Annotated in this window: 26 protein-coding genes and 4 tRNA genes; 23 read left to right on the top strand and 7 right to left on the bottom strand. The window is 70.0% G+C overall.

What is annotated here, in order from left to right; genetic code table 11:
- Positions 1 to 3 precede the first annotated feature (3 nt).
- Both htpX and ACGFJ7_RS10725 read left to right on the top strand, forming a co-directional pair.
- Entirely contained in the window at positions 4 to 891 is an 888-nt protein-coding gene (htpX, locus tag ACGFJ7_RS10730) for a zinc metalloprotease HtpX (protein ID WP_392641965.1), read from the top strand.
- 150 nt (positions 892 to 1,041) lie between these two features.
- Entirely contained in the window at positions 1,042 to 2,310 is a 1,269-nt protein-coding gene (locus ACGFJ7_RS10725) for an MFS transporter (protein WP_392641963.1), read from the top strand.
- 82 nt (positions 2,311 to 2,392) lie between these two features.
- On the opposite strand, the gene ACGFJ7_RS10720 is transcribed toward ACGFJ7_RS10725, so the two are convergent.
- Positions 2,393 to 2,872 carry a hypothetical protein gene (locus tag ACGFJ7_RS10720; RefSeq protein WP_392641961.1) on the bottom strand — a complete coding sequence of 160 codons (480 nt, stop codon included), beginning with the start codon at positions 2,870 to 2,872 and terminating at the stop codon, positions 2,393 to 2,395.
- A gap of 144 nt (positions 2,873 to 3,016) precedes the next feature.
- Between ACGFJ7_RS10720 and ACGFJ7_RS10715 the strand changes: the two genes are divergently transcribed.
- Together ACGFJ7_RS10715 and ACGFJ7_RS10710 are read left to right on the top strand one after the other, a co-directional pair.
- Entirely contained in the window at positions 3,017 to 3,904 is an 888-nt protein-coding gene (locus tag ACGFJ7_RS10715) for a calcium-binding protein (protein WP_360245684.1), read from the top strand.
- 41 nt (positions 3,905 to 3,945) lie between these two features.
- The gene (locus ACGFJ7_RS10710) at positions 3,946 to 4,404 is read left to right on the top strand and encodes a DUF4396 domain-containing protein (RefSeq protein ID WP_392641959.1); all 459 of its coding nucleotides are present in this window, start codon (positions 3,946 to 3,948) and stop codon (positions 4,402 to 4,404) included.
- Here the strand turns inward: ACGFJ7_RS10710 and ACGFJ7_RS10705 are convergent.
- The gene (locus ACGFJ7_RS10705) at positions 4,395 to 5,015 is read right to left on the bottom strand and encodes a class I SAM-dependent methyltransferase (protein ID WP_392641957.1); all 621 of its coding nucleotides are present in this window, start codon (positions 5,013 to 5,015) and stop codon (positions 4,395 to 4,397) included. The genes ACGFJ7_RS10710 and ACGFJ7_RS10705 overlap by 10 nt on opposite strands.
- Before the next feature lie 58 nt (positions 5,016 to 5,073).
- Here ACGFJ7_RS10705 and ACGFJ7_RS10700 point away from each other — a divergent pair, with 58 nt between their 5' ends.
- Positions 5,074 to 5,532 carry a DUF1707 domain-containing protein gene (locus tag ACGFJ7_RS10700; protein WP_360245675.1) on the top strand — a complete coding sequence of 153 codons (459 nt, stop codon included), beginning with the start codon at positions 5,074 to 5,076 and terminating at the stop codon, positions 5,530 to 5,532.
- Here the strand turns inward: ACGFJ7_RS10700 and ACGFJ7_RS10695 are convergent.
- On the bottom strand, positions 5,529 to 7,658 hold the full coding sequence (locus ACGFJ7_RS10695) for an acyltransferase family protein (RefSeq protein ID WP_392641955.1): 2,130 nt from the start codon (positions 7,656 to 7,658) through the stop codon (positions 5,529 to 5,531). The genes ACGFJ7_RS10700 and ACGFJ7_RS10695 overlap by 4 nt on opposite strands.
- Before the next feature lie 113 nt (positions 7,659 to 7,771).
- Here ACGFJ7_RS10695 and ACGFJ7_RS10690 point away from each other — a divergent pair, with 113 nt between their 5' ends.
- From ACGFJ7_RS10690 to ACGFJ7_RS10680, 3 genes are read left to right on the top strand one after another with little or no spacing between them, the layout of a single operon-like run.
- A complete protein-coding gene (locus ACGFJ7_RS10690) occupies positions 7,772 to 8,782 on the top strand; it encodes an LLM class flavin-dependent oxidoreductase (protein WP_360245669.1) in 1,011 nt (336 codons plus the stop codon).
- A 41-nt stretch (positions 8,783 to 8,823) separates the two neighbouring features.
- Positions 8,824 to 9,645 carry a GNAT family N-acetyltransferase gene (locus ACGFJ7_RS10685; protein WP_392641952.1) on the top strand — a complete coding sequence of 274 codons (822 nt, stop codon included), beginning with the start codon at positions 8,824 to 8,826 and terminating at the stop codon, positions 9,643 to 9,645.
- Positions 9,642 to 10,310, top strand: a complete 669-nt coding sequence (locus ACGFJ7_RS10680) for an MOSC domain-containing protein (protein WP_360245663.1) — start codon at positions 9,642 to 9,644, stop codon at positions 10,308 to 10,310. The genes ACGFJ7_RS10685 and ACGFJ7_RS10680 overlap by 4 nt, the downstream gene beginning before the upstream one ends.
- On the opposite strand, the gene ACGFJ7_RS10675 is transcribed toward ACGFJ7_RS10680, so the two are convergent.
- Positions 10,211 to 11,515, bottom strand: a complete 1,305-nt coding sequence (locus tag ACGFJ7_RS10675) for an MFS transporter (protein ID WP_392641950.1) — start codon at positions 11,513 to 11,515, stop codon at positions 10,211 to 10,213. The genes ACGFJ7_RS10680 and ACGFJ7_RS10675 overlap by 100 nt on opposite strands.
- 21 nt (positions 11,516 to 11,536) lie before the next feature.
- Complete coding sequence (locus tag ACGFJ7_RS10670) at positions 11,537 to 12,949, bottom strand: FAD-dependent oxidoreductase (protein ID WP_392641948.1); 1,413 nt, start codon at positions 12,947 to 12,949, stop codon at positions 11,537 to 11,539.
- A gap of 102 nt (positions 12,950 to 13,051) precedes the next feature.
- On the opposite strand from ACGFJ7_RS10670, the gene ACGFJ7_RS10665 reads away from it, so the two are divergent.
- The 3 genes from ACGFJ7_RS10665 to ACGFJ7_RS10655 are packed head-to-tail and all read left to right on the top strand — an operon-like array spanning position 13,052 to position 14,978.
- Positions 13,052 to 13,414 carry a metalloregulator ArsR/SmtB family transcription factor gene (locus tag ACGFJ7_RS10665; protein WP_360245654.1) on the top strand — a complete coding sequence of 121 codons (363 nt, stop codon included), beginning with the start codon at positions 13,052 to 13,054 and terminating at the stop codon, positions 13,412 to 13,414.
- 46 nt (positions 13,415 to 13,460) lie between these two features.
- The gene (arsB, locus tag ACGFJ7_RS10660; RefSeq protein WP_392641946.1) at positions 13,461 to 14,540 is read left to right on the top strand and encodes an ACR3 family arsenite efflux transporter; all 1,080 of its coding nucleotides are present in this window, start codon (positions 13,461 to 13,463) and stop codon (positions 14,538 to 14,540) included.
- 24 nt (positions 14,541 to 14,564) lie between these two features.
- The gene (locus tag ACGFJ7_RS10655; RefSeq protein ID WP_392641944.1) at positions 14,565 to 14,978 is read left to right on the top strand and encodes an arsenate reductase ArsC; all 414 of its coding nucleotides are present in this window, start codon (positions 14,565 to 14,567) and stop codon (positions 14,976 to 14,978) included.
- 109 nt (positions 14,979 to 15,087) lie between these two features.
- Here the strand turns inward: ACGFJ7_RS10655 and ACGFJ7_RS10650 are convergent.
- Positions 15,088 to 15,168 (bottom strand) — tRNA-Tyr (locus ACGFJ7_RS10650).
- Positions 15,169 to 15,317: 149 nt separating this feature from the next.
- On the opposite strand from ACGFJ7_RS10650, the gene ACGFJ7_RS10645 reads away from it, so the two are divergent.
- Genes ACGFJ7_RS10645 through ACGFJ7_RS10635 form a run of 3 tightly spaced genes read left to right on the top strand, consistent with a single transcriptional unit; the run spans position 15,318 to position 16,976 of the window.
- On the top strand, positions 15,318 to 15,812 hold the full coding sequence (locus tag ACGFJ7_RS10645; protein ID WP_360245645.1) for a YajQ family cyclic di-GMP-binding protein: 495 nt from the start codon (positions 15,318 to 15,320) through the stop codon (positions 15,810 to 15,812).
- A gap of 30 nt (positions 15,813 to 15,842) precedes the next feature.
- Positions 15,843 to 16,151, top strand: coding sequence for a hypothetical protein (locus ACGFJ7_RS10640; RefSeq protein WP_360245642.1), 309 nt, complete (start codon positions 15,843 to 15,845; stop codon positions 16,149 to 16,151).
- A gap of 15 nt (positions 16,152 to 16,166) precedes the next feature.
- Positions 16,167 to 16,976: a sulfurtransferase gene (locus tag ACGFJ7_RS10635; RefSeq protein WP_392641941.1), complete on the top strand. Its 810-nt coding sequence runs from the start codon at positions 16,167 to 16,169 to the stop codon at positions 16,974 to 16,976.
- On the opposite strand, the gene ACGFJ7_RS10630 is transcribed toward ACGFJ7_RS10635, so the two are convergent.
- Entirely contained in the window at positions 16,971 to 17,297 is a 327-nt protein-coding gene (locus ACGFJ7_RS10630) for a hypothetical protein (RefSeq protein WP_360245636.1), read from the bottom strand. The two genes, ACGFJ7_RS10635 and ACGFJ7_RS10630, sit on opposite strands and share 6 nt — an antisense overlap.
- A gap of 259 nt (positions 17,298 to 17,556) precedes the next feature.
- Here ACGFJ7_RS10630 and ACGFJ7_RS10625 point away from each other — a divergent pair, with 259 nt between their 5' ends.
- The 9 genes from ACGFJ7_RS10625 to secE all read left to right on the top strand — a co-directional run bounded on the left by ACGFJ7_RS10625 (position 17,557) and on the right by secE (position 22,449).
- The gene (locus ACGFJ7_RS10625) at positions 17,557 to 17,703 is read left to right on the top strand and encodes a hypothetical protein (RefSeq protein WP_360245633.1); all 147 of its coding nucleotides are present in this window, start codon (positions 17,557 to 17,559) and stop codon (positions 17,701 to 17,703) included.
- A 59-nt stretch (positions 17,704 to 17,762) separates the two neighbouring features.
- Positions 17,763 to 20,297, top strand: coding sequence for a bifunctional diguanylate cyclase/phosphodiesterase (locus ACGFJ7_RS10620; RefSeq protein WP_360245630.1), 2,535 nt, complete (start codon positions 17,763 to 17,765; stop codon positions 20,295 to 20,297).
- 120 nt (positions 20,298 to 20,417) lie between these two features.
- A tRNA-Thr gene (locus ACGFJ7_RS10615) sits at positions 20,418 to 20,490 on the top strand.
- 46 nt (positions 20,491 to 20,536) lie between these two features.
- Positions 20,537 to 20,609 (top strand) — tRNA-Met (locus ACGFJ7_RS10610).
- Positions 20,610 to 20,715: 106 nt separating this feature from the next.
- On the top strand, positions 20,716 to 20,883 hold the full coding sequence (gene rpmG, locus ACGFJ7_RS10605) for a 50S ribosomal protein L33 (protein ID WP_067495822.1): 168 nt from the start codon (positions 20,716 to 20,718) through the stop codon (positions 20,881 to 20,883).
- 72 nt (positions 20,884 to 20,955) lie between these two features.
- Complete coding sequence (locus ACGFJ7_RS10600) at positions 20,956 to 21,405, top strand: MaoC family dehydratase N-terminal domain-containing protein (protein ID WP_360245627.1); 450 nt, start codon at positions 20,956 to 20,958, stop codon at positions 21,403 to 21,405.
- On the top strand, positions 21,406 to 21,789 hold the full coding sequence (locus tag ACGFJ7_RS10595) for a MaoC family dehydratase (protein WP_360245624.1): 384 nt from the start codon (positions 21,406 to 21,408) through the stop codon (positions 21,787 to 21,789).
- 117 nt (positions 21,790 to 21,906) lie between these two features.
- Positions 21,907 to 21,979, top strand: a tRNA-Trp gene (locus ACGFJ7_RS10590).
- A gap of 104 nt (positions 21,980 to 22,083) precedes the next feature.
- On the top strand, positions 22,084 to 22,449 hold the full coding sequence (secE, locus tag ACGFJ7_RS10585; protein ID WP_360245621.1) for a preprotein translocase subunit SecE: 366 nt from the start codon (positions 22,084 to 22,086) through the stop codon (positions 22,447 to 22,449).
- The last annotated feature ends 50 nt before the right edge of the window (positions 22,450 to 22,499 follow it).

Here is a 22,499-nt window from a genome sequence, read left to right as displayed (position 1 = left end):
CGCATGCCGAAGGAGTTTCTGTTGTCCAGCCATCACAACGGCCTCAAGACGGCCGCTCTGCTGGGTCTGCTCACCGCCCTCATCCTGGGCGCGGGCTACTGGCTCGGCGGCAGCGGCGGCCTGGTGTTCGCGGTGGTCATCTCGCTGGCCCTGAACGCCGGATCATATTTCTTCTCCGACAAGCTGGCCCTGCGGGCGATGCGCGCGCAGCCGGTCACCGAGGCCGAGTTCCCGGCCCTCCACCAGATCGTCCGTGAGCTGGCCACCGCCGCCGGCCAGCCGATGCCGCGGCTCTACGTCTCGCCGACGATGCAGCCCAACGCGTTCGCGACCGGCCGCAACCCGCGGCACGCCGCGGTCGCGGTGACCACCGGCATCACCCAGTTGCTCGACCGGCGTGAGCTGCGGGCCGTCATCGGCCACGAGCTTTCCCACGTCTACAACCGGGACATCCTGATCTCGAGCGTGGCCGCCGCGCTGGCCGGCATCGTCACGAGCTTCGCGCAGCTGGCGATCTTCCTGCCGCTGGGCGGTTCGGACGACGACGACGGCCCCAACCCGGCCGCGCTGCTGGCGATGCTGATCCTCGGCCCGCTGGCCGCGACGATCATCCAGCTCGCCATCAGCCGCAACCGCGAATACCAGGCGGATGCCGACGGCGCCGCGCTGACCGGCGACCCGCTGGCTCTGGCCAGTGCTCTCGAGAAGATTCAGTACGGGGCTCAGCGCCTGCCCCTGCCGGCCGACAACCGCCTCACCAGCGCCGCGCACCTGATGATCGCCAACCCGCTCAAGGGCGGCGGCATCGGGTCGCTGTTCTCCACCCACCCGCCCATGGAGCAGCGCGTCGCCCGCCTGCGCCAGCAGGCCGGTGCCATCCAGTACCGCTGACCCGTTCCCGCCGAGGGGCCGTCCGCGCGAGCGGGCGGCCCCTCGCTGTGTTTCCCAACACCGGCGCCAGGATTTCGGATGTGTTGCCGCCGCACCCGGCGTTAGGGTCGGGGACCGTATCGGTCGTTACATACCTGAGGGAGCGAAGAAGTGACCGCGTTGCGTCAGTACCTGGGCGTTTGGCACCTGCCGGGCGGACGGGTCCTGCTCAGCGTGGGGATCCTTGCCCGGCTAGGCATCGGCATGACCCCGCTGGCTCTGCTGCTTCTCGTCCAGCAGGAGACCGGCCGCTACGCCGCGGCGGGTCTGGCCGGCGGTGTGTACGCCCTGGCCGGCGCCGCCGTGAGCCCGATCGCCGGCCGTCTCGCCGACCGCATCGGCCCGTCCCCGATCCTCTTCGCCACCGCGATCCTGCATCCCCTGGCGCTCGTGGCCCTGGTCCTCACCAGCCGCTCCGGCGAGTCCGCCCTGCCGTGGATCTTCGTGGCCTCGGCGGTGGCCGGTGCCACGTACCCGCCGCTGACCGCCGCCATCCGCCGGGCCTGGACCGACATGACCGAGATCGGCGGCGGCAACCACCACCTGCGCGGCGCCGCCATGGCAGCCGAGACGTCCCTGTTCGAGCTGGTCTTCGTCCTCGGCCCGATGCTCGTGGCCGCCCTGATCGTCCTCACCAGCAACCCGGCCACGGCCCTGCTGGGCGCCGCCGGCGCCACGCTGCTCGGCACGCTGTGGATCGCCCGCCTGCCCGTCATGCGCCGCTGGCACCGCCACGAGGCGCTCGACGCCGCCCGCGGCCTGGGCCCGCTCAAGGTCTCAGGCTTCCCGGCTCTGCTGCTGTGCGTGGTGGCCCTCGGAATAGCCTTCGGCGCGGCCGGCGTCATCGTCCCCGCCTACGCCACCCACCACGGCGGCGGCGACGGCCTGGGCGGCGTGCTGCTCGGCATCTGGGGCGTGGGCAGCGCCATCGGCGGCATCTGGTTCGGCACCCGCCGCCCCGCCATGCCCCTGCCCCGCCAGTTCGCCTGGCTGCTGGCCAGCGTCTCCCTGAGCTTCCTGATCCTGGCCTTCATGCCCAGCCCCCTCTGGCTCGGCGCGGCCCTGGTCCTGGGCGGCGCCACGATCGCACCCGCCCTGACCGTCGAGAGCAACCTGGTGGGCCGCCTGGCCCCGCCGTCGATGCTGAACGAGGCCTACACCTGGATCGTCACCGTCTCGGTGACGGGCAGCGCCGCCGGCGGAGCCGTGGCCGGCGCCATCGTCGACCGCCCCGGCGGCCTCCCGTGGGCTTTCGTCTTCGCCTCAGTGGCCCTGCTGATCGCCGCCCTGGTCGCCGCCGTCCCGCACGGCTCCATCGCCCAGGCCGACCGCCGAGCCACCGACCGCCAACGCCAGGCCCTGGCCACCGAGCCGGTCTGACCGCTACAGACGCTCCGCCCCGAGATCAGGGCCCGGATCGACCAGCCGCTCACCGAGCCGGTCTGAGCCCGGCGAGCGGCGCTCAGTAGCCGGGCTCGCCGCCCGCGGCGATTCTTGCCGCCGCCTCGGCCGGGGTGTCGCCGTAACCGGGCCGGGCCACGGCGACGGTCTGGAAGAAGTAGCCCTCCTCCTCGCCGGGATCGTCGTCCGCGACGAAGGGGCGCCAGAACGCCAGATACAGGTCCTTCGCCGCGTAGCCGGAGCCCGACTCGAACTCCTCGAGTGCGGCATGTCGCCGGATGCGTGCGACGACCTCCTTGGCCGGGAGCCCGAAGACGTCGACATCCCGGAAGCGCACGACGTCGTCCGGGACGGAGGGGCGCCAGACCTCGATCGCGTTGACCCGGTGCAGTGTCGGGCCGGCCGCCCCGAAACCCACATCGAACCGAAGTCCGCTCGGCCGGTCCCGGTTCAGGGTGTCCACTGTCGACGTTGCCTCTTCGGCGGTCATGCCGAGGCGCAGCGGCCCTACGCCACGCGGTGGATCCAGCTCGAAGTCCATCCGGTGATCATTCAGTGCGACCCCGCCCGGGGGATCTAGGGGTGGCACGAATCGGTGAGATGCCGGCCACGTTGATCCTCTTAGGATTTCGGCATCGCGGTGAACGAAACCGCTCAATCGAAATCAACCACGGGGGTTGTTGTCATGTTCTTGTTCAACCGTAAGGCGCTGTCCGCCATCGGAATCGCCGCCGCCGCTGTCGGTGCGAGCGCCCTGTTCGTCTCTCCGGCGCAGGCCGCCTCGGGGGCCGGCGCGGCCCGGGTCGACGGCAGTGTTGTTCGGTTCACCGCCGGTCTCGGCCAGGCCAACTCTCTGGTCCTCACCATCTCCGGCCGCACCGTCACGCTCGACGACCGGGTCGCCGTCAAGGCCGGGAAGGGCTGCCAGGCCGTCAAGGGCGACGCCACCAAGGTCCGCTGCACGACTCCCCGGCCGGCGAGTCAGATCCGGGTTCTGCTCGAGGACAAGAACGACAAGGTCCAGAACAAGACGTCCGTACGCATGTACGCCGACGGCAGCTCGGGCCAGGACATCCTGTGGGGCGGCAGTGGCGCGGACACCCTGATCGGCGGCACCGACAACGACACGCTGTCCGGTGGCGGTGGCAACGATCACCTCACCGACGCGTACGGCAGCAACTGGCTCTCCGGCGGCGCCGGCGGCGACACCGTCGTGGGCGGTTACGGCACCGACAAGATCCTGGGCGGGGCCGGTGACGACTTCCTGTACGGCCTGGCCGGCAACGACACCATCTACGGCGACGCCGGCAACGACACCATCATGGGCAACCTGGGCCACGACGTCGCCTACGGCGGCGCCGGCAACGACCAGCTCCACGGCTTCGAGGGCGACGACCGCCTCTACGGCGGCGCCGGCAAGGACCTGATTCACGGCGACGAGGGCAACGACAAGCTGTACGGCGAGAGCGGCAACGACTTCCTCAGTGGCGACCAGGGCAACGACGTCGTCGTCGGCGGCACCGGCACCGACCGGCTCTTCGGTGGCCCGGGTCGCAACACGATCAGCCAGTGACCCATTGACCCGACCATACCCCCAGGGGGTATGGTCGGGTCATGTCTACGGCATCGAAGGAACTGACCCGGTCCGCGATCTCGGCGACCCTGCACTGCCTCACCGGCTGTGCCATCGGAGAAATCCTGGGCATGGTGATCGGAACGGCGCTGGGCTGGGGAACCGGGCCGACCATCGCGCTCTCCGTGGTGCTGGCCTTCCTCTTCGGCTACACGCTGGCCATCCGGCCGGTGCTGGCCGCGGGCGTCGGGTTCCAGCGGGCGCTCGGCGTCGCTCTGGCCGCCGACACCGTCTCCATCGCGGTGATGGAGTTGGTCGACAACGCCGCGCTACTCGTCATCCCGGGTGCGATGGAGGCCGGCCTCGGCGACCCGCTCTTCTGGGGGAGCCTGATCGTGGCGCTCGCCATCGCCTTCGTGGTCACCGTGCCGGTCAACCGGTGGATGATCTCGCGGGGCAAGGGGCACGCGGTCGCGCACCACTACCACCATCACCACTGAACCGGGCGGACCAGCGTCAGCGACTGGTAGCGGACGCCCACCGCGTACACATGGAAATCAAGAATCTCGAAGTGGCGGGCCGCGAGCGACAGCATCTGCTCGTCGGTGCGAAACGCGAAAAAGCGGGGCGGGGTGTGATGGTCCTCGGCCATCACACCCTCTTCGTGCTTCCCGCCGAAGACACCCAGGTGGAACAGCCCTCCGGGGCGCAGCACCGAGCAGATCGACGCCAGCGCCTCGTCCATGGCGTCCGTCGGGACGTGCAGCAGCGTGTTCATCGACCAGACGGCGTCGAACGACTCGGCCGGAAAGCCCAGGTCAAGGACGTCTCTCGGGTACGCCCGTACGCCCTTGGCCGCGGTCCTCTCCACCATCGACGGCGACATGTCGACAGCCGTCACGTCCAGGCCCTCGGACTGGAACCAGGCGCTGTCCTGACCTGTGCCCGAACCCACCTCGAGCAGTGACGACGCCCGCGCGGCGCGGAGCCGGGACAGGAACGCCGAGCGTTCGGACAGCTTCCACGGCTCCTTGGCGAACGTGTCGCGGTCGGCGGCGGCGTCCGGCCCGTACGCCGCGCGGTTGCGGGCCGCTATGTCGCTGTATCTCATCGTGGTGTTCCTCCGTTAGCCTGACCCGGTCGGCGGGGGTGCGTATAAGGAGTGTCCGATGACGAAAGAGGTTCGGACCGACATCGAGACGATGCGTGCCGCCGACGCCGACCGTCACAAGGTCGCCGAACAGCTCAAGGCCGCCCTCGACGAGGGCCGCCTCAGTCTCGACGAGTATGACGACCGCGTGCGTTCGGCGTACGGCTCGAAGACGTACCAGGAACTGCTTCTTCTCCTCACCGACCTGCCACGCCCCGGCCTCAGCGCGACCGAGGTCCGCGCCCGGCGCGACGCCGAGCAGCGCCGCGAGGCGCGCCGGCTGCCGACCGCGATGATGGTGCTCTGGACCATCTGGGCCGCCCTGGCCACCGTCAACCTGGTGGTCTTCGGCCTGGTCGCCGCCACTGTGGACGGCGACGTCTACCCGTGGCCGGTCTGGCTGCTGGCCCCGGGCGCCGCCCTCGCCGCGGTGACGGTCGGCGTCCAGGCCATCCGCCACCAGCAGCGGCGCGGCTAGCGCCCAGTGGGGAACAGTGCCTCGTCCAGGACCGGGGTGAGCGCCCGCGAGTAGGGCAGCGACATGTGGTTGTCGTCCTTGTAGACCAGTGTGTTGCCGACCACGATCGGGCACTTCCGGTCGGCGCAGAACCACGGCGTCGGGTTGATCACCCGGATGCCGTTCTTCGCGGCCTGCTCGGCGACCATCGCGCGCCGTCGCGGCTCGGCGATGGCCCGTACCGCCGAGCGGTCGCACTTGAAGATCTGGCGCGGGTTCGTCGCCGCGCACTCCGGCGCCACGTCCGCCGGGTACGGGGTGTCCTGCAGCAGCACCTTGGTGACGCCGGCGAGCCGGGCCCACGTCTTCTGCCAGCCGCTCACCCAGGCCGGGTCGTCCTGGCGGCCGGTACGTTCGATGATCCGGCCGTGCGCGTCGTAGATGCCGCCGTTGTCCAGGTCGTTGGAGGCCATGACGACCAGGTCGGGCTGGTCGGCGGCGACGCGGTCGAGGATCTGGTCGCGCCAGGCGACGCATTCGGTGTACGGCTTGTCGAGCACCGTGTTGAAGTTGAGCACCGACGGCAGCTGACAGGCCGCCTTGGTCAGCGCGATCAGCTTCCAGCCGTGCCCGCGGGCGACACCCTCCACCGCCGGGAACCACTGTGCCGCGTGCGAGTCACCGATCAGGTACATCGTCCGGGCGCCGTTCGGATCGCCGTAGACGCAGGCCCTGTCCTGTTCGCTTTCGCCGTAGCCGAGGTGGCAGCGGTCCCCGTAGGGGCGGGGGTTGAGGTCCCGCGCCTCGGTCAGTTTCGGCGTCAGGTTGTCCGGTAGGCGCGAGGCGCGGATGGAGCCGCTGATCAGCTGGGCGAGCCGGGCTTGCGGGTCGGCCGCCCGGGCCAGCTCGGCCGCGGTGTCGACTGTGGCCGCCCCGGTCGGGACGGGCGGTGTGAACTGCCCGGCGATCAGCGTCAGGGCGGCCACCCCGGCCGAGAGGATCAGGCCGAGGGCCAGGCCGCGGCGGGCCCGCGAGCGCAGCGCCGGGCGCGTCCGGACCGGGTTTTCGATCAGGTGGTACGTGATGAAGGCGAGCCCGAGCGCACCGGCCGCGACCACGAGGTTCGACGTGACGCCGGCGTCGCGCATGAAGGCCAGCGGCCAGATCATCAGGACCGGCCAGTGCCAGAGATACCACCCGTAGGACAGCTTGCCGATGAACCGGAACGGCGCCGTGCCGATGACCCGGCCCGCGCCCCATCTCCCGGCCGAGGTGCCGCCGGCGATCACGGCGGCCGTGCCCAGCACCGGGAGCAGCGCGGCCGAGCCCGGGAAGGGTGTCGACTCGTCGTAGGTCACGGCCGCCGCGACCACGGCCGCGAGGCCGCCCCAGGTCAACACCGCCGCCGGCGCTTCGGGGGTACGGCCCAGACGCCCGGCCGCCAGCGCGACCAGCGCCCCTGCGCCGAGTTCCCAGGCCCGGGTGTGCGAACCGAAGTAGGCCCAGGGCGCCGCGCCGGCCGTCTGCTGCACGCTGACGATCAGCGAGACCACGACCAGGGCGCTCAGCGCGATCGCGGCCCGGCGGTTCCCGCGCGCGCCGGCACCGACGGCGAGCAGCAGCAGCGGCCAGACCAGGTAGAACTGCTCCTCGACGGCGAGCGACCACAGGTGCTGCAACGGCGAGGGGGCGGCCGTCGCGTTGAGGTAGTCGGTCCCCTCGTACGCCAGACGCCAGTTGATGCCGTAGAAGGTGCTGAACAGGCCGTCCATCGTGATCGACGTGAACCGGGTCGCCGGCACGAAGAGCCAGGCGGCCACGATGGTCGCGACCACGACGACCGTCGAGACCGGCAGCAGGCGGACGGCCCGGCGCGCGTAGAAGCCCGGCAGTGAGATCTTTCCGGTCCTGTTCAGCTCCTTGAGCAGCAGCGTGGTGATCAGGAAGCCGGAGATGACGAAGAAGACGTCCACGCCGACGTACCCGCCGGCGAATGTGCTGAGACCCGCGTGGCTCAGCACGACCAGTGTCACGGCGATGGCCCGGAGACCCTCGATGTCCGGCCGGAAGCCGATGTGGCCCCCCTCGGCCCGGCGGGCGGGCGGAGTGGCCGGGGCTTCCCGGACTTCGATGGTGGAGGACACCATGAGTTGCTGCTCCAGTCGCTGGTCGGCGATCAAGTTGGGTTGGGAGCTGAGCCGGAGGACACCGATGACCTGGTCACAGGTCGACCCGGCGACCGGCGCGGTAGGGTCGGATCGTGACCACCGCGGACCGTGTCCCACTTTCCGTCCTCGACCTGGCCACTGTGCGTGAGGGGCATTCCAGTGCGGATGCCCTGCGTGGCACGGTCGAGATCGCGCAGACCGCCGACCAGTTGGGCTACGCCCGTTTCTGGGTCGCGGAGCACCACAACATGCCGGCCGTCGCGTCCACCTCACCGCCGGTGCTGATCGGTGCGGTGGCCGCACAAACCACAACGATTCGCGTCGGATCGGGTGGCGTGATGCTGCCCAACCACATGCCGTTCGTGGTCGCCGAGCAGTTCGCCATCCTCGAGGCGCTCTTCCCCGGCCGGGTCGATCTCGGCATCGGCCGCGCCCCCGGCACCGACCAGGCCACCGCGGCCGCGCTGCGCGGCGTCTCGCCGTACCTGACCGTCGAGCAGTTCCCCGACCACCTGCAGACGGTCCTGTCGCTGCTCGGCGACGACCGCATCGAGCCGTCATCCTTGCGGGCGACGCCGGTCGCCGAGAGTTACCCGGAAGTGTGGATGCTGGGCTCCTCCACCTACGGCGCTCAGGTCGCGGCTGCCCTCGGCCTGCCGTTCTGCTACGCGTACCACTTCGCGATGAGCTCCGATGTGGACAAGGCGCTCGACCTCTACCGGGCCGGTTTCACGCCGTCGCCGCGCCACCCCGAGCCGTGGGCCATGGTCAGCGCCTCGGTGATCGCCGCCGAGACGGCCGAGGAGGCGCAGTACCTGGCCGGCCCCAGCCGCATCATGGCGCTGAGCCTGCGTACCGGCCGCCTCGGCCCGATCGTCACACCCGAGGCGGCGGCCGCGGTCGAGCTCAGCGACCTCGACCGGAGCCTGCTCGAGTCGCTGCCCGGCACGCAGTACGCGGGCACCGCCGAGGAGGTCGTCGCCGCCCTCGACGAGTTGGTCGAGCGCACCGGGGCGCAGGAGCTGATGCTGGCCGGCACGGTCTACGACCCGGCCACCCGTCAGGACTCCCTGACCCGGATAGCGAAGGCGTGGGGCCTCTAAATTCGGGTGCGGGCGCGGCGGCCGCTGGCGAGGATCACAGGATGAGCTGGCGGCTGACGAACGACCTCGACGAATTCGCCACGGCCGCGGGGGACTTCCTCTCCGCCCGGCCGGTTCAGCACACGGTGTTTCTCACGATCGTCGACGCCTTGCGGCGCCGGGGACTCCGGGCGTTCGGGCCATCGGATCCGCTGTTCGGTTACTGGCGTACGGCGTCAGGCGCCGTCGACGGGGTGTTCCTGCGAACGCCGCCGCACCCGATGCTGGTCAGCGCCGTCCCGCCGGAGGCCGCGGAGGCCGTACCGCAAGCATCGGAAGTCAATCTCCCGGCGGAGGCGGCCGAGATCCTGGCCGCCGCCTGGCAGCGGCGCACGGGACACCGGCCCGCCGAGGGACGCCGGACCCGGCTGTACCGCCTCGAGTCCCTGACCGAGCCGTCCCCACCCGGCCGGGCGCGCTTGGCCACGCCGGCCGACCGGGAACTGCTGATGGAGTGGCACGAGGCGTTCTACGCGGAGACCGGCGGTGAGGGCTTCAGCGGTCTCGGCGACGTCATCGACGACCGCATCGGCTACGGCGGCCAGCTGATCTGGGAGGACGAGGGCCGCCCGGTCGCGATGGCGAGCCATTCCCGCCCCGACTCCGGCATGGCCCGCGTGCTGATCGTCTACACCCCGCCGGCCGACCGCGGCCACGGCTACGCGGCCGGCGCCACGGTGGCCGCCACCCGATCGGCCCAGGCCACCGGCGTCACCGAGGTCGTGCTCAACACCGACGCGGCCAACCCGACCAGCAACCGGCTGTACCAGCGGCTGGGCTACCGTCCCGTCGAAGATCGAGTAATCCTGGAGTTCGCGGCATGACAGACGGCAAGGTCCTCTCGGTGAACGTCGGCGCGATGCGCCCCAACCCGGCGAAGAAGGTCGGAAAAACCGGCATCTACAAGGAGCCGGTCACCCACCCCGTCGACGTGCGCGCCCCCGGCCCCCGCCGCACCGGCCTGCACAGCGGCGTGGTCGGCGACGAGATCGGCGACACGAAACACCACGGCGGCGACGACCAGGCCGTGTACGCCTACTCCCGCGAGGACTACGCCTTCTGGGAGAAGGAACTGAATCGGACCCTCCCCGACGGCATGTTCGGCGAAAACCTGACCACAGCCGGCCTCGACCTCCTGACCACCCAGATCGGCGAGGTATGGCGAATCGGTGACACGCTGGAACTGTCCCCCACCTTCGGCCGTATCCCGTGCGCCACTTTCCAGGCCAAGATGGGCGGCGAAAAGCAGTGGCTGAAACGCTTCGCCCGGGAAAACCGCACCGGCACCTACCTGCGCGTGGTCACCCCCGGCCCGGTCCAGGCCGGCGACGCCATCACAGTCGTCCACCGCCCCACCCGCGGCATGACCGTCACCGAGGCCTTCGCCATCTACATGTTCGACCCAGCCTCCCTCCCGCGCCTGCTGGAGGCCGAGGGCATGTCGGAGCACCTGCGAGCCGAGGTAGAGGAGCGCATCGCCCGCTTGTGACAAGGCGGGCGGTAGTAGTGCGGACGAGGTACGGCGGCGATGGCCGCGGCTCCGACGGCGCACGTTGCGGCGGTTGCCAGGAAGACCCCGGCGAAGTCGCCGCTCAGGACGTGCAGTCCCGCGCCGGCGAGTGGAGCGGTGGCCTTGGCAATGGTCATCGGTACGACGAGAACACCGGCGATGGAGGCGTATCTCCGGGTGTCGTATCGCTCCGCGAGCAGCAGTGGCTTGGCGATGCTGCCGACACCGAAGCCCAGGCCGAAGCTGGTCACCGCGACCACAGCGGCGATCGCGTTCCGTCCGGCCAGGGCCAGGACGACCGCGGCCGAGCCTTGCAGAGCGAAGATCGCGGCGACCACGATTGTGGTGCGGAAGCGTCGTTGCAGGCCGGTGGTCACGAGACGGCCGGTGACTGACAGGACGCCGAAAAGGCCGGCGACGGTGGCGGCGAAAGTGGGGGAATGACCCCAGTCGACGAGCGCCGCGATGAGGAGCACTCCGACAGTGGCCACGGCGGCGCTGTGCGCGGTGAAGCCGAGAGTGAGCAGCCAGAAGGGGCGATCGGCAAGAACGGCCTTGAGACGGAGGGGACGGTGGCGCGCGTCGGCCGGTCGGCCCGGTGCCGGCCGGAGAACCGTCGCGTGGGCGGGGATGGTGAGAAGTGCTTGAACGGCGGCGAGAATGAGCAATGCCGCGCGCCAGCCGTATTGGTTGACCAGCCAGCCGGTCAAGGGCAGGAAGATACTGCTGGCGAACCCCGCGACGACGGTCAGGGCGAGCAGCGCCATGGACCGCTTCGCGGGTGTGTGCCAGGCGATGATGACGGCGAAGGCCGCCTCGTAGAGACACGCGGCGGAGGCGATCCCGATGCCGATCTGCACCGCGTACAACTGCCACAGAGCATCCACCTGGGACCAGGCGGCCAGCAGCAGTGCGCCGGCCGTGGAGCCGGCCGTCATCAGTGCTCGGCCACCGTGCCGGTCGAGCCACCGGCCAACGGGTATGGCGAGTGCGGCGGACGCGAGCACGTTGGCGGTGAAGCTGCCGGTGACTGCCGTGGTGGAGGCGTTCAGGTCAGTGGCGAGGGGAACCAGGAAGACCGAGAACGCGTAGTAGAGCGTGCCGTAGCCGACGGTCTGGGTGACCGCCAGCGCTCCGACGATCATCCGGCCGCGGTGGCTGCCGGCGGACCGGCCGGCAGCCATCAGGTGCGAAGTTCCCACTACTCAGCCGCAGCAGCGGCCGGACTGCTCATCCGACCGCGGCGACGCTGTGATCACGGCCAGCGGCGCCCGAAGCAGGCCGCCCTCGACGCCGGTGGCCAGTCCCCGGCCGGCCGGCTCGGCGGCGGGAGTGCCGCAGCAGCCCTCGGACGCGGCGTCGATGCTCTCGGCATCGAGCGGCACGCTGCTGGAGCACACGCCGGTCGCCGGCAGATCGAGGCGGACGTCCCGGGCGGCCTCCCAGTCGCCGGCCAGCGCCGCGACGACAGAGCGCGCCTGCTCGTATCCCGTAGCCATCAGGAACGTGGGGGCGCGGCCGTAAGACTTCGATCCGATCGCGTAGTAGCCGGGCTCCGGGTGGGCGAGCTGGTCGACGCCGTGCGGCGGAACAGTGCCGCACGAGTGCTGGTTGGGGTCGATCAGCGGGGCGAGTGCCCGGGTGGAGCCCATGATCGGGTCGAGATCCAAGCGGAGTTCGCCGGTGATGGTGTGGTCGGGGCGGAAGCCCGTGGCCGACACGATCCGGTCGACGGTCACGGTGCGCGTGCCGTCGGAGACCTCGACGCCGTCGGTGATCTCGGTGACGGCCTGGACCTGGAAGCCGGTGAGAACGGTGATGGTGCCCGCCTCGACGTGCTCCCGGAGACGGGTCCCGAGCGCGCCACGTGCGGGGAGCGCGTCGGCCGTCCCGCCGCCGTAAGTGCGCCCCGGCGAGGCTGTGCGGATCGCCCACGTCACGGTTGTTCCGGATATCTGCTGAGCAAGCTCAGCCAGAACGAGGAGAGTGTTCGCGGCGGAATGCCCGGCACCCACCACCAGAGTGCGGCGCCCGGCGAAGCGGTCCCGGTCGCGTCCGAGGACGTCCGGAAGCGCGCTTTCGATGAACGCGGAAGCCTGGCTCTCGCCGTGAGCCGGTATGCCGGAGGCGCCCAGCACGTTGGGGGAGTCCCAGGTGCCGGAGGCGTCGATGACCGCGCGGGCGAGGACGTCTTCGCCGGTCGCGAGCCGGATCAGGTACGGCGCGCCGGCGCGGCCGGCGCTGCGGAGCCGATCGAGCCCGAGCCGGGTAACGGCGGCGACGCGGCTGCCGTAGCGCACATGAGGCTTGACGGCGGGGAGGTCGGCGAGCGGCTGCAAATAGTTCTCCGCGAGCTGAGCACCCGTCGGCAGCTTGTCGTCGTCCGGGTGAACCCATCCGGCCTCGGCGAGCAGACGAGCGGCGGCAGCGTCGATGTTGAAACGCCATGGGGAGAACAACCGGACGTGGCCCCATTGACGCATGGCCGCGGCGGGCTCTTCGCCGGCTTCCAGGACGACGAACGGCAGGCCGCGCTCCGCGAGGTGGGCGGCGGTGGCCAGGCCGACCGGACCGGCGCCGATGACGGCAATGGGCAGGCTGTCGAGCTGAGTGGGCACGGCTCCTCCGGATAAAGGCGAGACAGTTTCGAAGTCTGTCGAGTTCGATGATTGTCGAAACCGAAGCTTGCACACGGTTTCGATATCTGTCAACCTCGACGCATGTCAAAACCGGCGCGGGCCTTGGACGTGATCGACCTCAACGCCGACGGCTGTTGCGCGCCGATGACGCAGAGCCGCATCCCCTCGGAGGCGGCCGGCACGCTGGCCCAGGCGTTCAAGGCGCTGGGCGACCCGATCCGCCTCCAGCTGATGTCCATGATCGCGTCGGCGCCCGGCGGCGAGATCTGTGTCTGTGATCTGACCCCGGCGTTCGAGATCTCCGGTCCGACCATCTCGCACCACCTGAAAGTGCTGAAGGAGTCGGGCCTGGTCACCGCGGAGCGCCGGGCCAGCTGGGTCTACTACCGCGCCCAGCCGGCGCTCATGCGCCAGCTGTCGGGCCTGCTCGACCCTCGGGCTTGACCCTTCAAAAGCTCAGCGACGCTCGACAGTTCAGGAACGCCACCCCATGACCGATGCCACAACCGTCCATGCCCCGCCCGCAGTGGTGGGGCGCCTGTCCCGCCTTGATCAGTTCCTGCCGCTGTGGATCCTTCTGGCCATGGCGGGCGGCCTTCTGCTCGGCCGGTCCATCCCGGGTCTGAACAGCGCCCTGGACGCCATCAAGATCGGCGGCATCTCGCTGCCGATCGCCCTCGGCCTGCTGATCATGATGTATCCGGTGCTGGCCAAGGTGCGCTACGACCGGCTCGACACCGTCACGGGTGACCGGCGCCTGCTGATCTCCTCGCTGGTCCTGAACTGGATCGTCGGCCCGGCCGTCATGTTCGCGCTCGCCTGGATCCTCCTGGCCGATCACGCCGAGTACCGCACCGGCCTGATCATCGTCGGCCTGGCCCGCTGCATCGCCATGGTGATCATCTGGAACGACCTGGCCTGCGGCGACCGGGAGGCCGCGGCCGTACTGGTCGCCCTCAACTCGGTCTTCCAAGTCATCGCGTTCGGTGTGCTCGGCTGGTTCTACCTGTCCGTGCTGCCGGGCTGGCTGGGCCTGTCCGGCGCCGAGCTGGAGGTGTCCGGCTGGGACATCGCCCGCAACGTGTTGATCTTCCTGGGCATCCCGCTGGTGGCCGGCTTCCTCACCCGTCGTCTCGGCGAGAAGGTCAAGGGCCGGACCTGGTACGAGGACCGGTTCATCCCCAAGATCGGCCCGGTCGCGCTGTACGGGCTGCTGTTCACCATCGTCATCCTGTTCGCCCTGCAGGGTGACGCGATCACTTCCCGGCCGTGGGACGTGGCGCTGATCGCGGTGCCGTTGCTCGCCTACTTCGCCATCATGTGGGGCGGCTCGTACGCCCTGGGCAAGGCCATCGGCCTGACCTACGAGCGCACCACCACGCTCGCCTTCACCGCCGCCGGCAACAACTTCGAACTCGCCATCGCCGTGGCCGTCGGCACCTTCGGCGTCACGAGCGGTCAAGCCCTGGCCGGCGTCGTCGGCCCACTGATCGAGGTGCCCGTCCTCGTCGCCCTGGTCTACGTCAGCCTGGCCCTGCGCCGCCGGTTCTTCGCTCACGCCACCGTCTGAACCCCATAACTGGAGGCACCCCGGATGTCCGCCAAGCCCAGCGTCCTGTTCGTCTGCGTCCACAACGCCGGCCGCTCCCAGATGGCCGCCGGATGGCTGCGCCACCTCGCTGGCGACGCCGTCGAGGTCCGCTCCGCCGGATCCGAGCCCGCCGACCAGATCAACCCCGCCGCCGTCGAGGCCATGCGCGAGGTCGGCGTCGACATCACCGCCCAGACCCCCAAGAGCCTCGACTACGAGACCGCCCAGGACTCCGACGTGATCGTGACCATGGGTTGCGGCGACACCTGCCCGTTCTTCCCGGGCAAGCGTTACGAGGATTGGCAGCTCGAAGACCCGGCCGGCAAGGGCGTCGAGGCGGTCCGCCCCATCCGCGACGAGATCAAGCAGCGCGTCGAGGCCCTGCTCGCCGACCTCGTCCCTGCCCGCCGGCCTTGACCGCCTTTTTCGCCCGCGACCGCTTGTGGAGAGCTGGACTCCGCCCGATCACAAAGAGAACGGCCCCGGTCAGCATTTCCGCTGATACCGGGGCCGTTCTGTCTGCCTGTGGCGGGTAGAGGATTCGAACCTCTGTAGCTTTCGCGACGGATTTACAGTCCGCTCCCATTGGCCGCTCGGGCAACCCGCCTGGGCATGCCACCTCGGTTTCCCGAAGCGGCGGAGAACAGAATAGCCGCACCGCCGGTGCTTCTCGCAACCGGGTACGGTCGGCATGTCGGAGGCCGCTCGGCGGTCTCCTCCTCCCATTGACGTACGCCAGCTTCGCAGGAGTCTTTCATGGCAGCCAGCCCGTCTTTCGACATCGTGAGCAAGGTCGACCAGCAGGAGGTGGACAACGCGTTCCACCAGGCGGAGAAGGAGCTGGGCACCCGCTTCGACTTCCGCGGCACGGGCACGAGCATCGCCAAGTCGGGTGAGTCCGGCGTGACCATCACCTCCGAGACCGAGGAGCGCGCGTCGGCCGCCCTCGACGTCTTCAAGGAGAAGCTGGTCAAGCGGAACATCTCGCTGAAGGCGCTCGACGCGGGGGAGCCCCGGCAGTCCGGCAAGACGTACAAGATCGATTGCAAGGTCGTCGAGGGCATCGAGACCGACAAGGCCAAGGCGATCAGCAAGAAGATCCGGGACGAGGGCCCCAAGGGTGTGCAGGCGCAGATCCAGGGTGACCAGCTGCGGGTGACCGGCAAGAAGCGGGACGACCTGCAGGCCGTGATCGCGCTGTTGAAGGGTGAGGACTTCGGCGTGGCCCTCCAGTTCACCAATTACCGCTAAAAAGGCGCAAACCAGGCCCAGACTGGGCCTATGAGCACCAGTACGTGGACCCTGGTGGTCGGCGGGGTGGCCGGTGCCGTGTTGGCGATCTTCGGAGCGTCGATGCTGATCACCGGGCGCGCCCCGCAGGCCACCGCCCGTGCCTTCCGGAGCGTCCGGGACGCCGGCTTCTACCACCTGCTGTTCGGGGTGGGGCTGGGGCTGGTGTCGCTCGGTACGGCTCTCGACACTCCCGTGGTCACCATTACCGTCACGATTCTGGCGGTGGCCATGGTCGGCGTGGCCCTGGTCCGTTTCCGGCCGCGCGCCCGGCGACGGGAGCACCCGGTGGGCAAATAGCGGAGAGGAACAGCGTTGATCGAGCCGGTTGTCGATGTCGAGTGGGTCAGGGCGCGCCGGGACCGGTTGGTCCTCGCTGACGTCCGCGCTTACCTGGACGGCCGGTCGGGCCGTGACGCCTACCGCCGGGGTCATCTGCCGGGCGCGGTCTTCGCCGACCTCGATCAGGACCTCGCGGCCGCGCCCAGTGCGGCCGGCGGGCGCCACCCGCTGCCCGACTTTCGGGCTTTCGCCGTACGGATGGGGGAGCTCGGCATCGGCGACGGCGACACGGTCGTCGCGTACGACGACGCCGGCGGCGTGATGGCCGCCCGCCTGGTCTGGATGCTGCGGGCCCTGGGCCACGACGCGGCCCTGCTCGACGGCGGTATCGGCGCGTGGGACGGTGAGCTGGAAACCGCCGTACCGCAGCCGCGATTGAAGGTCTTCACCGCGAAGCCCTGGCCGGCCGAGCGGCTCGCCACCATCGACGAGGCGGCCGACGGCGCCGGCGTCGTGATCGACGCCCGCCAGCCCGAGCGGTTCCGGGGCGAGTCCGAGCCGATCGACTCCCGGCCGGGACACATCCCGGGCGCCCACAACGTCTCCTGCCGGGAGAACGTCGACGCCACCGGTCGTTTCCTGCCGGCCGAGGTGCTGCGCGCGAGGTTCGCCGCGGCCGGTGTGACCGACGGCGGCGAGGTCATCTCCTACTGCGGTTCCGGCGTCACCGCCTGCCACAACCTGCTCTCGCTCGAGCGCGCCGGTTTCGCTCCGGGCCGTCTTTACCCGGGCTCCTGGTCGCAGTACGCGGCCACGGACCGCCCCGCGGCGAAGGGCTCATGAGACCTGTTCTTCGGCCCAGCGGTTGTGTGCCTCCCAGGCGGCCTGTTTGGTGCTGCCGAGCGCGGCCCCGATCTGGGTCCAGGACGCGCCGGCGTCGCGGGCCGTGCGCACCATCGCCTGCCGCCCGTATCCGGCCTTGCGGATCACCACTTCGTTGAGGGCGAGCAGTTCGAGCGCCTCGGCCCGGCTCAGCGGCTCGGCCCGGTCGCCGGCCATCGAGGCCAGGGCGGTGCGCATCCTCAGTTCGTCGTATCGCGTTGTAGCCGAGGACAGCGTGTGCTGGCGCTCCAGATCGTCGGGGGAGAAGGAGTACGCGGTCACGGGCGACAGCCTGGCGTCAGGGCGACCTGACGTCAAGATGGCCTGACCGGGCGAGGCGAATTGCCCTCACTTCTACCGTTATTTCGGTCGTAAAAGCGTCAATTCTGCGCTTGGCGGTGGGGGAGGAAGCTCAACCGTTCGGTCAGGATTTCGGAATGTGCGGTTTCGACCCGCCCGTGGACGCTGCCAGTCGCACAACTGGTGTGGCACCATCATGGGACCCCCCACCGGAGCCTGTTACATACCGCAGGAGTCACACATGTTCGCAAAGAGGCTGGGCCGAGTGGCCGGCTTGGTTCTCGCGCTCGCTGTCGTTTTCGGCGGCGTGGCCGGCTTGAGCGGGCACCCGTCGTCTGTCGGTGCAGGGGCCGTGCAGACCACCAACGGCGTTCTGGAATGGGACTGAAGGTTCGGTGACGCGCTCACCTCGCGTTGCGGGACCGCGTCGACTGACGAGGGAGTGCAATGGTCGGGCGACCGCGGGCAGCGCGTCGTTCCGCGCGTTACGCCTGGTTGATCACTAACCCTCTGGCGCTTTTCGCCGCCATCTGCACTGCCGCGTTCTGGGTGCGCGAGACGGACTGGTACACCGAGTGGCTCGGTGGCCTGGTCGCGCTCGCCGGGATCATCGTCGCGTATATCGGCGTCATCAATGTGGTGATCCGCCGAAGCACGATGAGCTTCTACATCACCGAAGTGCCCTTCCTGCTCGCTCTGTACTACCTCCCGCCGGTCATGGTCATCGTGGTCATGACCCTGGCTGTGTTGATCGTCCAGCTGAGCCGCCGCTCCGAGGTCGTCGCGAGCAAATTGTGGTTCAACGTCGCCAAGTCGTCGGCCGGTGCGGCGGCGGCCGCCCTCGTCGTCGCGGCCGCGCCCCCGATCCGGGGCGCGGGCCCGGGCACGTGGGCCATCCTGTTCGCCGCGGTCGGCGTGAGCGTGCTGGTCGAAGTCCTCGGTCTGGCCGCCGTCATGGCCGTGGTGCAGAACGCGCGCGCCGGGCAGGAAGTGATCCGCGGTTCGATCCCGGTCTGGGCCATGGCCGGCGTCAACGTGGTGATCGGGCTGATCTTCCTGGTCGCGCTGGTCGCCACCGCGTGGTCGGCGGCCCTGCTCGCGGCCCTGGTGATCGCGCTCATCCTGATGCTGCGGTCGTACGCCGAGTTCTTCCGACAGCACCGCACGCTCGCCGACGTCTACGAGCTGACCAAGGCCGTCCGTGACGAGGGCAGCGACGCCGGCCTGCCCGACGTGATGCTGGAGCGGATGCGGGCGCTGATGCGCTCGGAGTACGCGACGCTCTGGCTCTCGCCGCAGGGCCGCCACCCCGAGGTGCTGCTCACCGCCCGCGTGGAGAACAAGGGCCTGCTCGACCTCTCGCCGACACCGGCCGCCATCCGGGAACGCGCCATCGCCGAGGGACACACCGTGGCGGTCGGCAACCAGTTCCCCGACTCCGAGCCGCTGCGCCACGAGCTGCGCAACACCAAGGTGAAAGACGTCATCGTCGTGCCGCTGCGGTCGGGCCACACACCGATCGGCAGCCTCGAGGTGGTCAACCGGCTCGGCGACACCCGCACCTTCCGCGCGGCCGACGTGCAGGTGCTCGAGACGATCGCCGCCCACGTCGCCGTGGCCGTCGAGAACACCCGCCTGGTCGACCGGCTGCGCTACGACGCCTACCACGACCGGCTCACCGGCCTGCCCAACCGGCGGCGGATCACCGACGCGCTCGCCGAGTCGGTCAAGGTGCGCGCCGAGGACGAGGTGGTGGCCGTGCTGCTGTTCGACGTCGACGGCCAGCGCGACGTCAACGAGTCGATGGGCCACGCGGCCGGCGACAAGCTGCTGGCCGAGGTGGCGGGCCGGCTGCGCGGCATCGCCGGGCCGGGCGCGCTGGTCGGGCGCATCGGCGGCGACGAGTTCGTGGTGACCCTGCGTGCCGAGAGCACCGACGCCACCGTGCAGCTCGCCACCGAGATGCGCGAGCAGCTGCGCGGCCCGATGACGGTGGGCACCCTCACCCTCGACCTCGACACCGCGGTCGGCGTCTCCGTCTACCCCGATCACGGCACCGACCCCGAGACGCTGATCCAGCGGGCCGAGCTGGCCGCCAACGCGGCCAAGGTCCTGCCGTACGGGGTCCAGCTCTTCCACCCGGCGCTCGAGTCGCGGGCCGTCCGCCGCCTCGGCATCGCCGCCGACCTGCGGGTGGCGCTCGACAGCGGCGCCATCGACGTGTACTTCCAGCCCAAGGTCACCCTCACCGACCGCCACTTGGTCGGCGTGGAGTGCCTGGCCCGCTGGCAACACCCGGCGCAGGGCGAGGTGGCCCCCGACGACTTCGTGGCGGTGGCCGAGCACACCGGTCAGCTGTCCCGCCTCACCGAGGTCGTGCTCACCGAGGGCCTGCGGCGCTGCCGGGAGTGGGCCGACCAGGACCGCCCGCTGTCCATCGCGGTGAACCTGTCGGTGCGGACCCTGCTCGACTCCCGCTTCCCCGACCAGGTGGCGGCGCTGCTGGAACGCTTCGCGGTGGCCCCGGCCCAGGTCACCTTCGAGATCTCCGAGCCCGGCATGCTCGGCGACATCGAGCGGGTGCTGCCCACCCTGTACCGGCTGCGCGATCTGGGCGTCCGGCTCAGCGTCGACGATTTCGGCACCGGCGCGTCCTCCCTGTCGTACCTGCGGCAGTGGCCGGTGCACGAGGTGAAGATCGACGACAGCTTCGTGCAGGGCATGGCGACCGACACGGGCGATCTGGCGATCGTCCGGGCGGTGGTCAGCCTGGCCCGCGAGTTCGGCCTCACCGTCGTCGCCGAGGGCGTCGAGAGCGAGCTCACCCTCGACCTGCTCGAGGAGATGGGCTGCGAGATCGGCCAGGGCTACCTGTTCAGCCGCCCGCTGCCGTACGAGCGTCTCGAGGCCTGGTTCTCGGCGCAGACCGAGCCGGCCACCACCCCCGCGGGCGAGGTACGCAAGCTCCGCGCGGTCGGGTAAAGATGCTCTGACCTGCGGCTTCAGGGTAATGGGGGAGTCGATTTCACCCCCGGTGCGAGGCCGTGTAGTCTTACTCCTGCGCAACAAGCGAGCGATCGCGCTGGGCTTGAAGTGCGATAGGCCCCCTTAGCTCAGTCGGCAGAGCGTCTCCATGGTAAGGAGAAGGTCTACGGTTCGATTCCGTAAGGGGGCTCTACCGGGTTCGTTCCCGCCGGAGGCGCTGGACTTGAGCCTGGCTCGGCGGTGTAGCTCAGATGGCAGAGCAAGCGGCTCATAATCGCTGTGTCGCCGGTTCAAGTCCGGCCACCGCTACTTGCGAGTAAGGGATCCCGCCCGGGGTCCCACTTTGCATGTCGGCACTCTTAGCGAGTACGCTGGAGCGTCGTTAAGTTTCCCGTTAGCAGGAAGGCAATCCGTCGTGGCCAAGGCGACCGACGTCCGTCCGAAGATCACCCTGGCGTGTACGGAGTGCAAGGAGCGGAACTACATCACCCGTAAGAACCGCCGCAACGACCCGGACCGCATCGAGCTGAAGAAGTTCTGCCCCCGGGACGGCAAGCACACCCTGCACCGCGAGACCCGCTGATCTCAGCACCTCACAGCTTCACTCCTGCGCCGCACGGTCATCGACCGGGCGGCGCAGAGTAGTTTGTGGGCCATGCCCCTCGACCAGTCTTTCCAGGGCCGTAGCTGGCCCGCCACGGAGCCCTATCTGGTCGGCCGCGAGAAGATCCGCGAGTTCGCCCGCGCGATCGGCGCCGCCGACCCCGAGTACCACGATCCCGCGGCCGCCCGCGCCCTCGGCTACGCCGACGTGGTCGCCCCGCCCACCTTCCCGGTCGCGATCACCATGGCGGCCAGCCGGCAGATCATCGAGGACCCGGAGCTCGGGCTCGACTACAGCCGCGTGGTGCACGGCGACCAGAAATTCGCGTACACCCGGCCCGTGGTGGCCGGCGACGCGCTCGTCTGCGTCAACTCGGTCGACGAGATCACCTCGCGCGGGGGGCACGACTTCATCACCACCCGCACCGAGGTCACCACCGAGTCCGGCGAGCGGGTCGTGACCGTGTGGTCCAAGCTGGTCCAGCGGGGCGGGGAGGCGTAAATGGAGCCGCAGACCTTCCGGGTGACCCGGGCCGACCTGGTGCGCTACGCGGGCGCCTCGGGCGATTTCAACCCCATCCACTGGAGCGACCGGATCGCCACCGGCGTCGGCCTGCCCGGTGTGATCGCGCACGGCATGTTCACCATGGCCCTGGTCGGCCGCGCGGTGACCGCCTGGGCCGGCGCGCCCGACGCCGTGGTCGAGTTCAGCGTCCGGTTCTCCCGCCCTGTCCCGGTGCCCGACACCGACGAGGGCACCGAGGTGGTCGTCACCGCCACGGTGAAAGAGACCACCGACGACGGCCTCACCCGGCTCGCCCTGACCGCCACCTGCCAGGGCGAAAAGGTCCTCTCCCTCGCTCAGGCGGTCATCCGCAAACGTTAGGGCGAGCCCGGGTTGGGCAAGCGCCGTGTGAACCCGTACACTGGTGCGCCGTGGGGCAGTGACCCCTCGAACCAGCCTGCCCCGAGCAGGCGAATTCGGGGATCAGCCGTCCCGCGAAGGGGTGTAGCTCAATTGGCAGAGCAGCGGTCTCCAAAACCGCAGGCTGCAGGTTCAAGTCCTGTCACCCCTGCGCAAGCCCTCGAGACGTGCCCGCCCGGTGCGCGGTCCGCACGACGCCGCGCCGGACGCAGCGTGGCGGGGACCCATCACCACCGATGACGGAAGTAGGGCGCCATGGCCGAGAGGAACCGACCCGGTGACGCCGGCGACCCGGCCGACGACGAGGTGTTCGCGGATGCCGTTGACGACGACAAGGACGTCGCGGACGACGACGCCGAGCCGGTAGGCCGCGGCGGAACAGCTGTCGCCGAGCGGACCCCGAAGTCGAAGAAGGAAGCCAGCAGGACCGGCTTCTTCGGCCGTATCGGTGGTTTCTTCCGTGAGGTCGTCAGCGAGCTGCGTAAGGTCATCTGGCCCACGCGCAAGGAACTGCTGACCTACACCACGATCGTCATCGTGTTCGTGGCCGTGATGACCACGATCGTCGGCCTTCTGGACCTCGGCCTGGGCAAGGCCGTCCTCTGGGCGTTCGGCGGCTGATCGCCGCTGGGCCCGGCCCGACGGCCGGCAGGGGCGTGTGCGCCCGCATG

It is taken from the genome of Actinoplanes sp. NPDC048988, from assembly GCF_043197815.1.
In the GTDB taxonomy this organism is placed as follows: domain Bacteria; phylum Actinomycetota; class Actinomycetes; order Mycobacteriales; family Micromonosporaceae; genus Actinoplanes.
The sequence above is the reverse complement of the archived record's forward strand: the minus strand, read 5'-3'. Positions and strand labels throughout refer to the sequence as shown.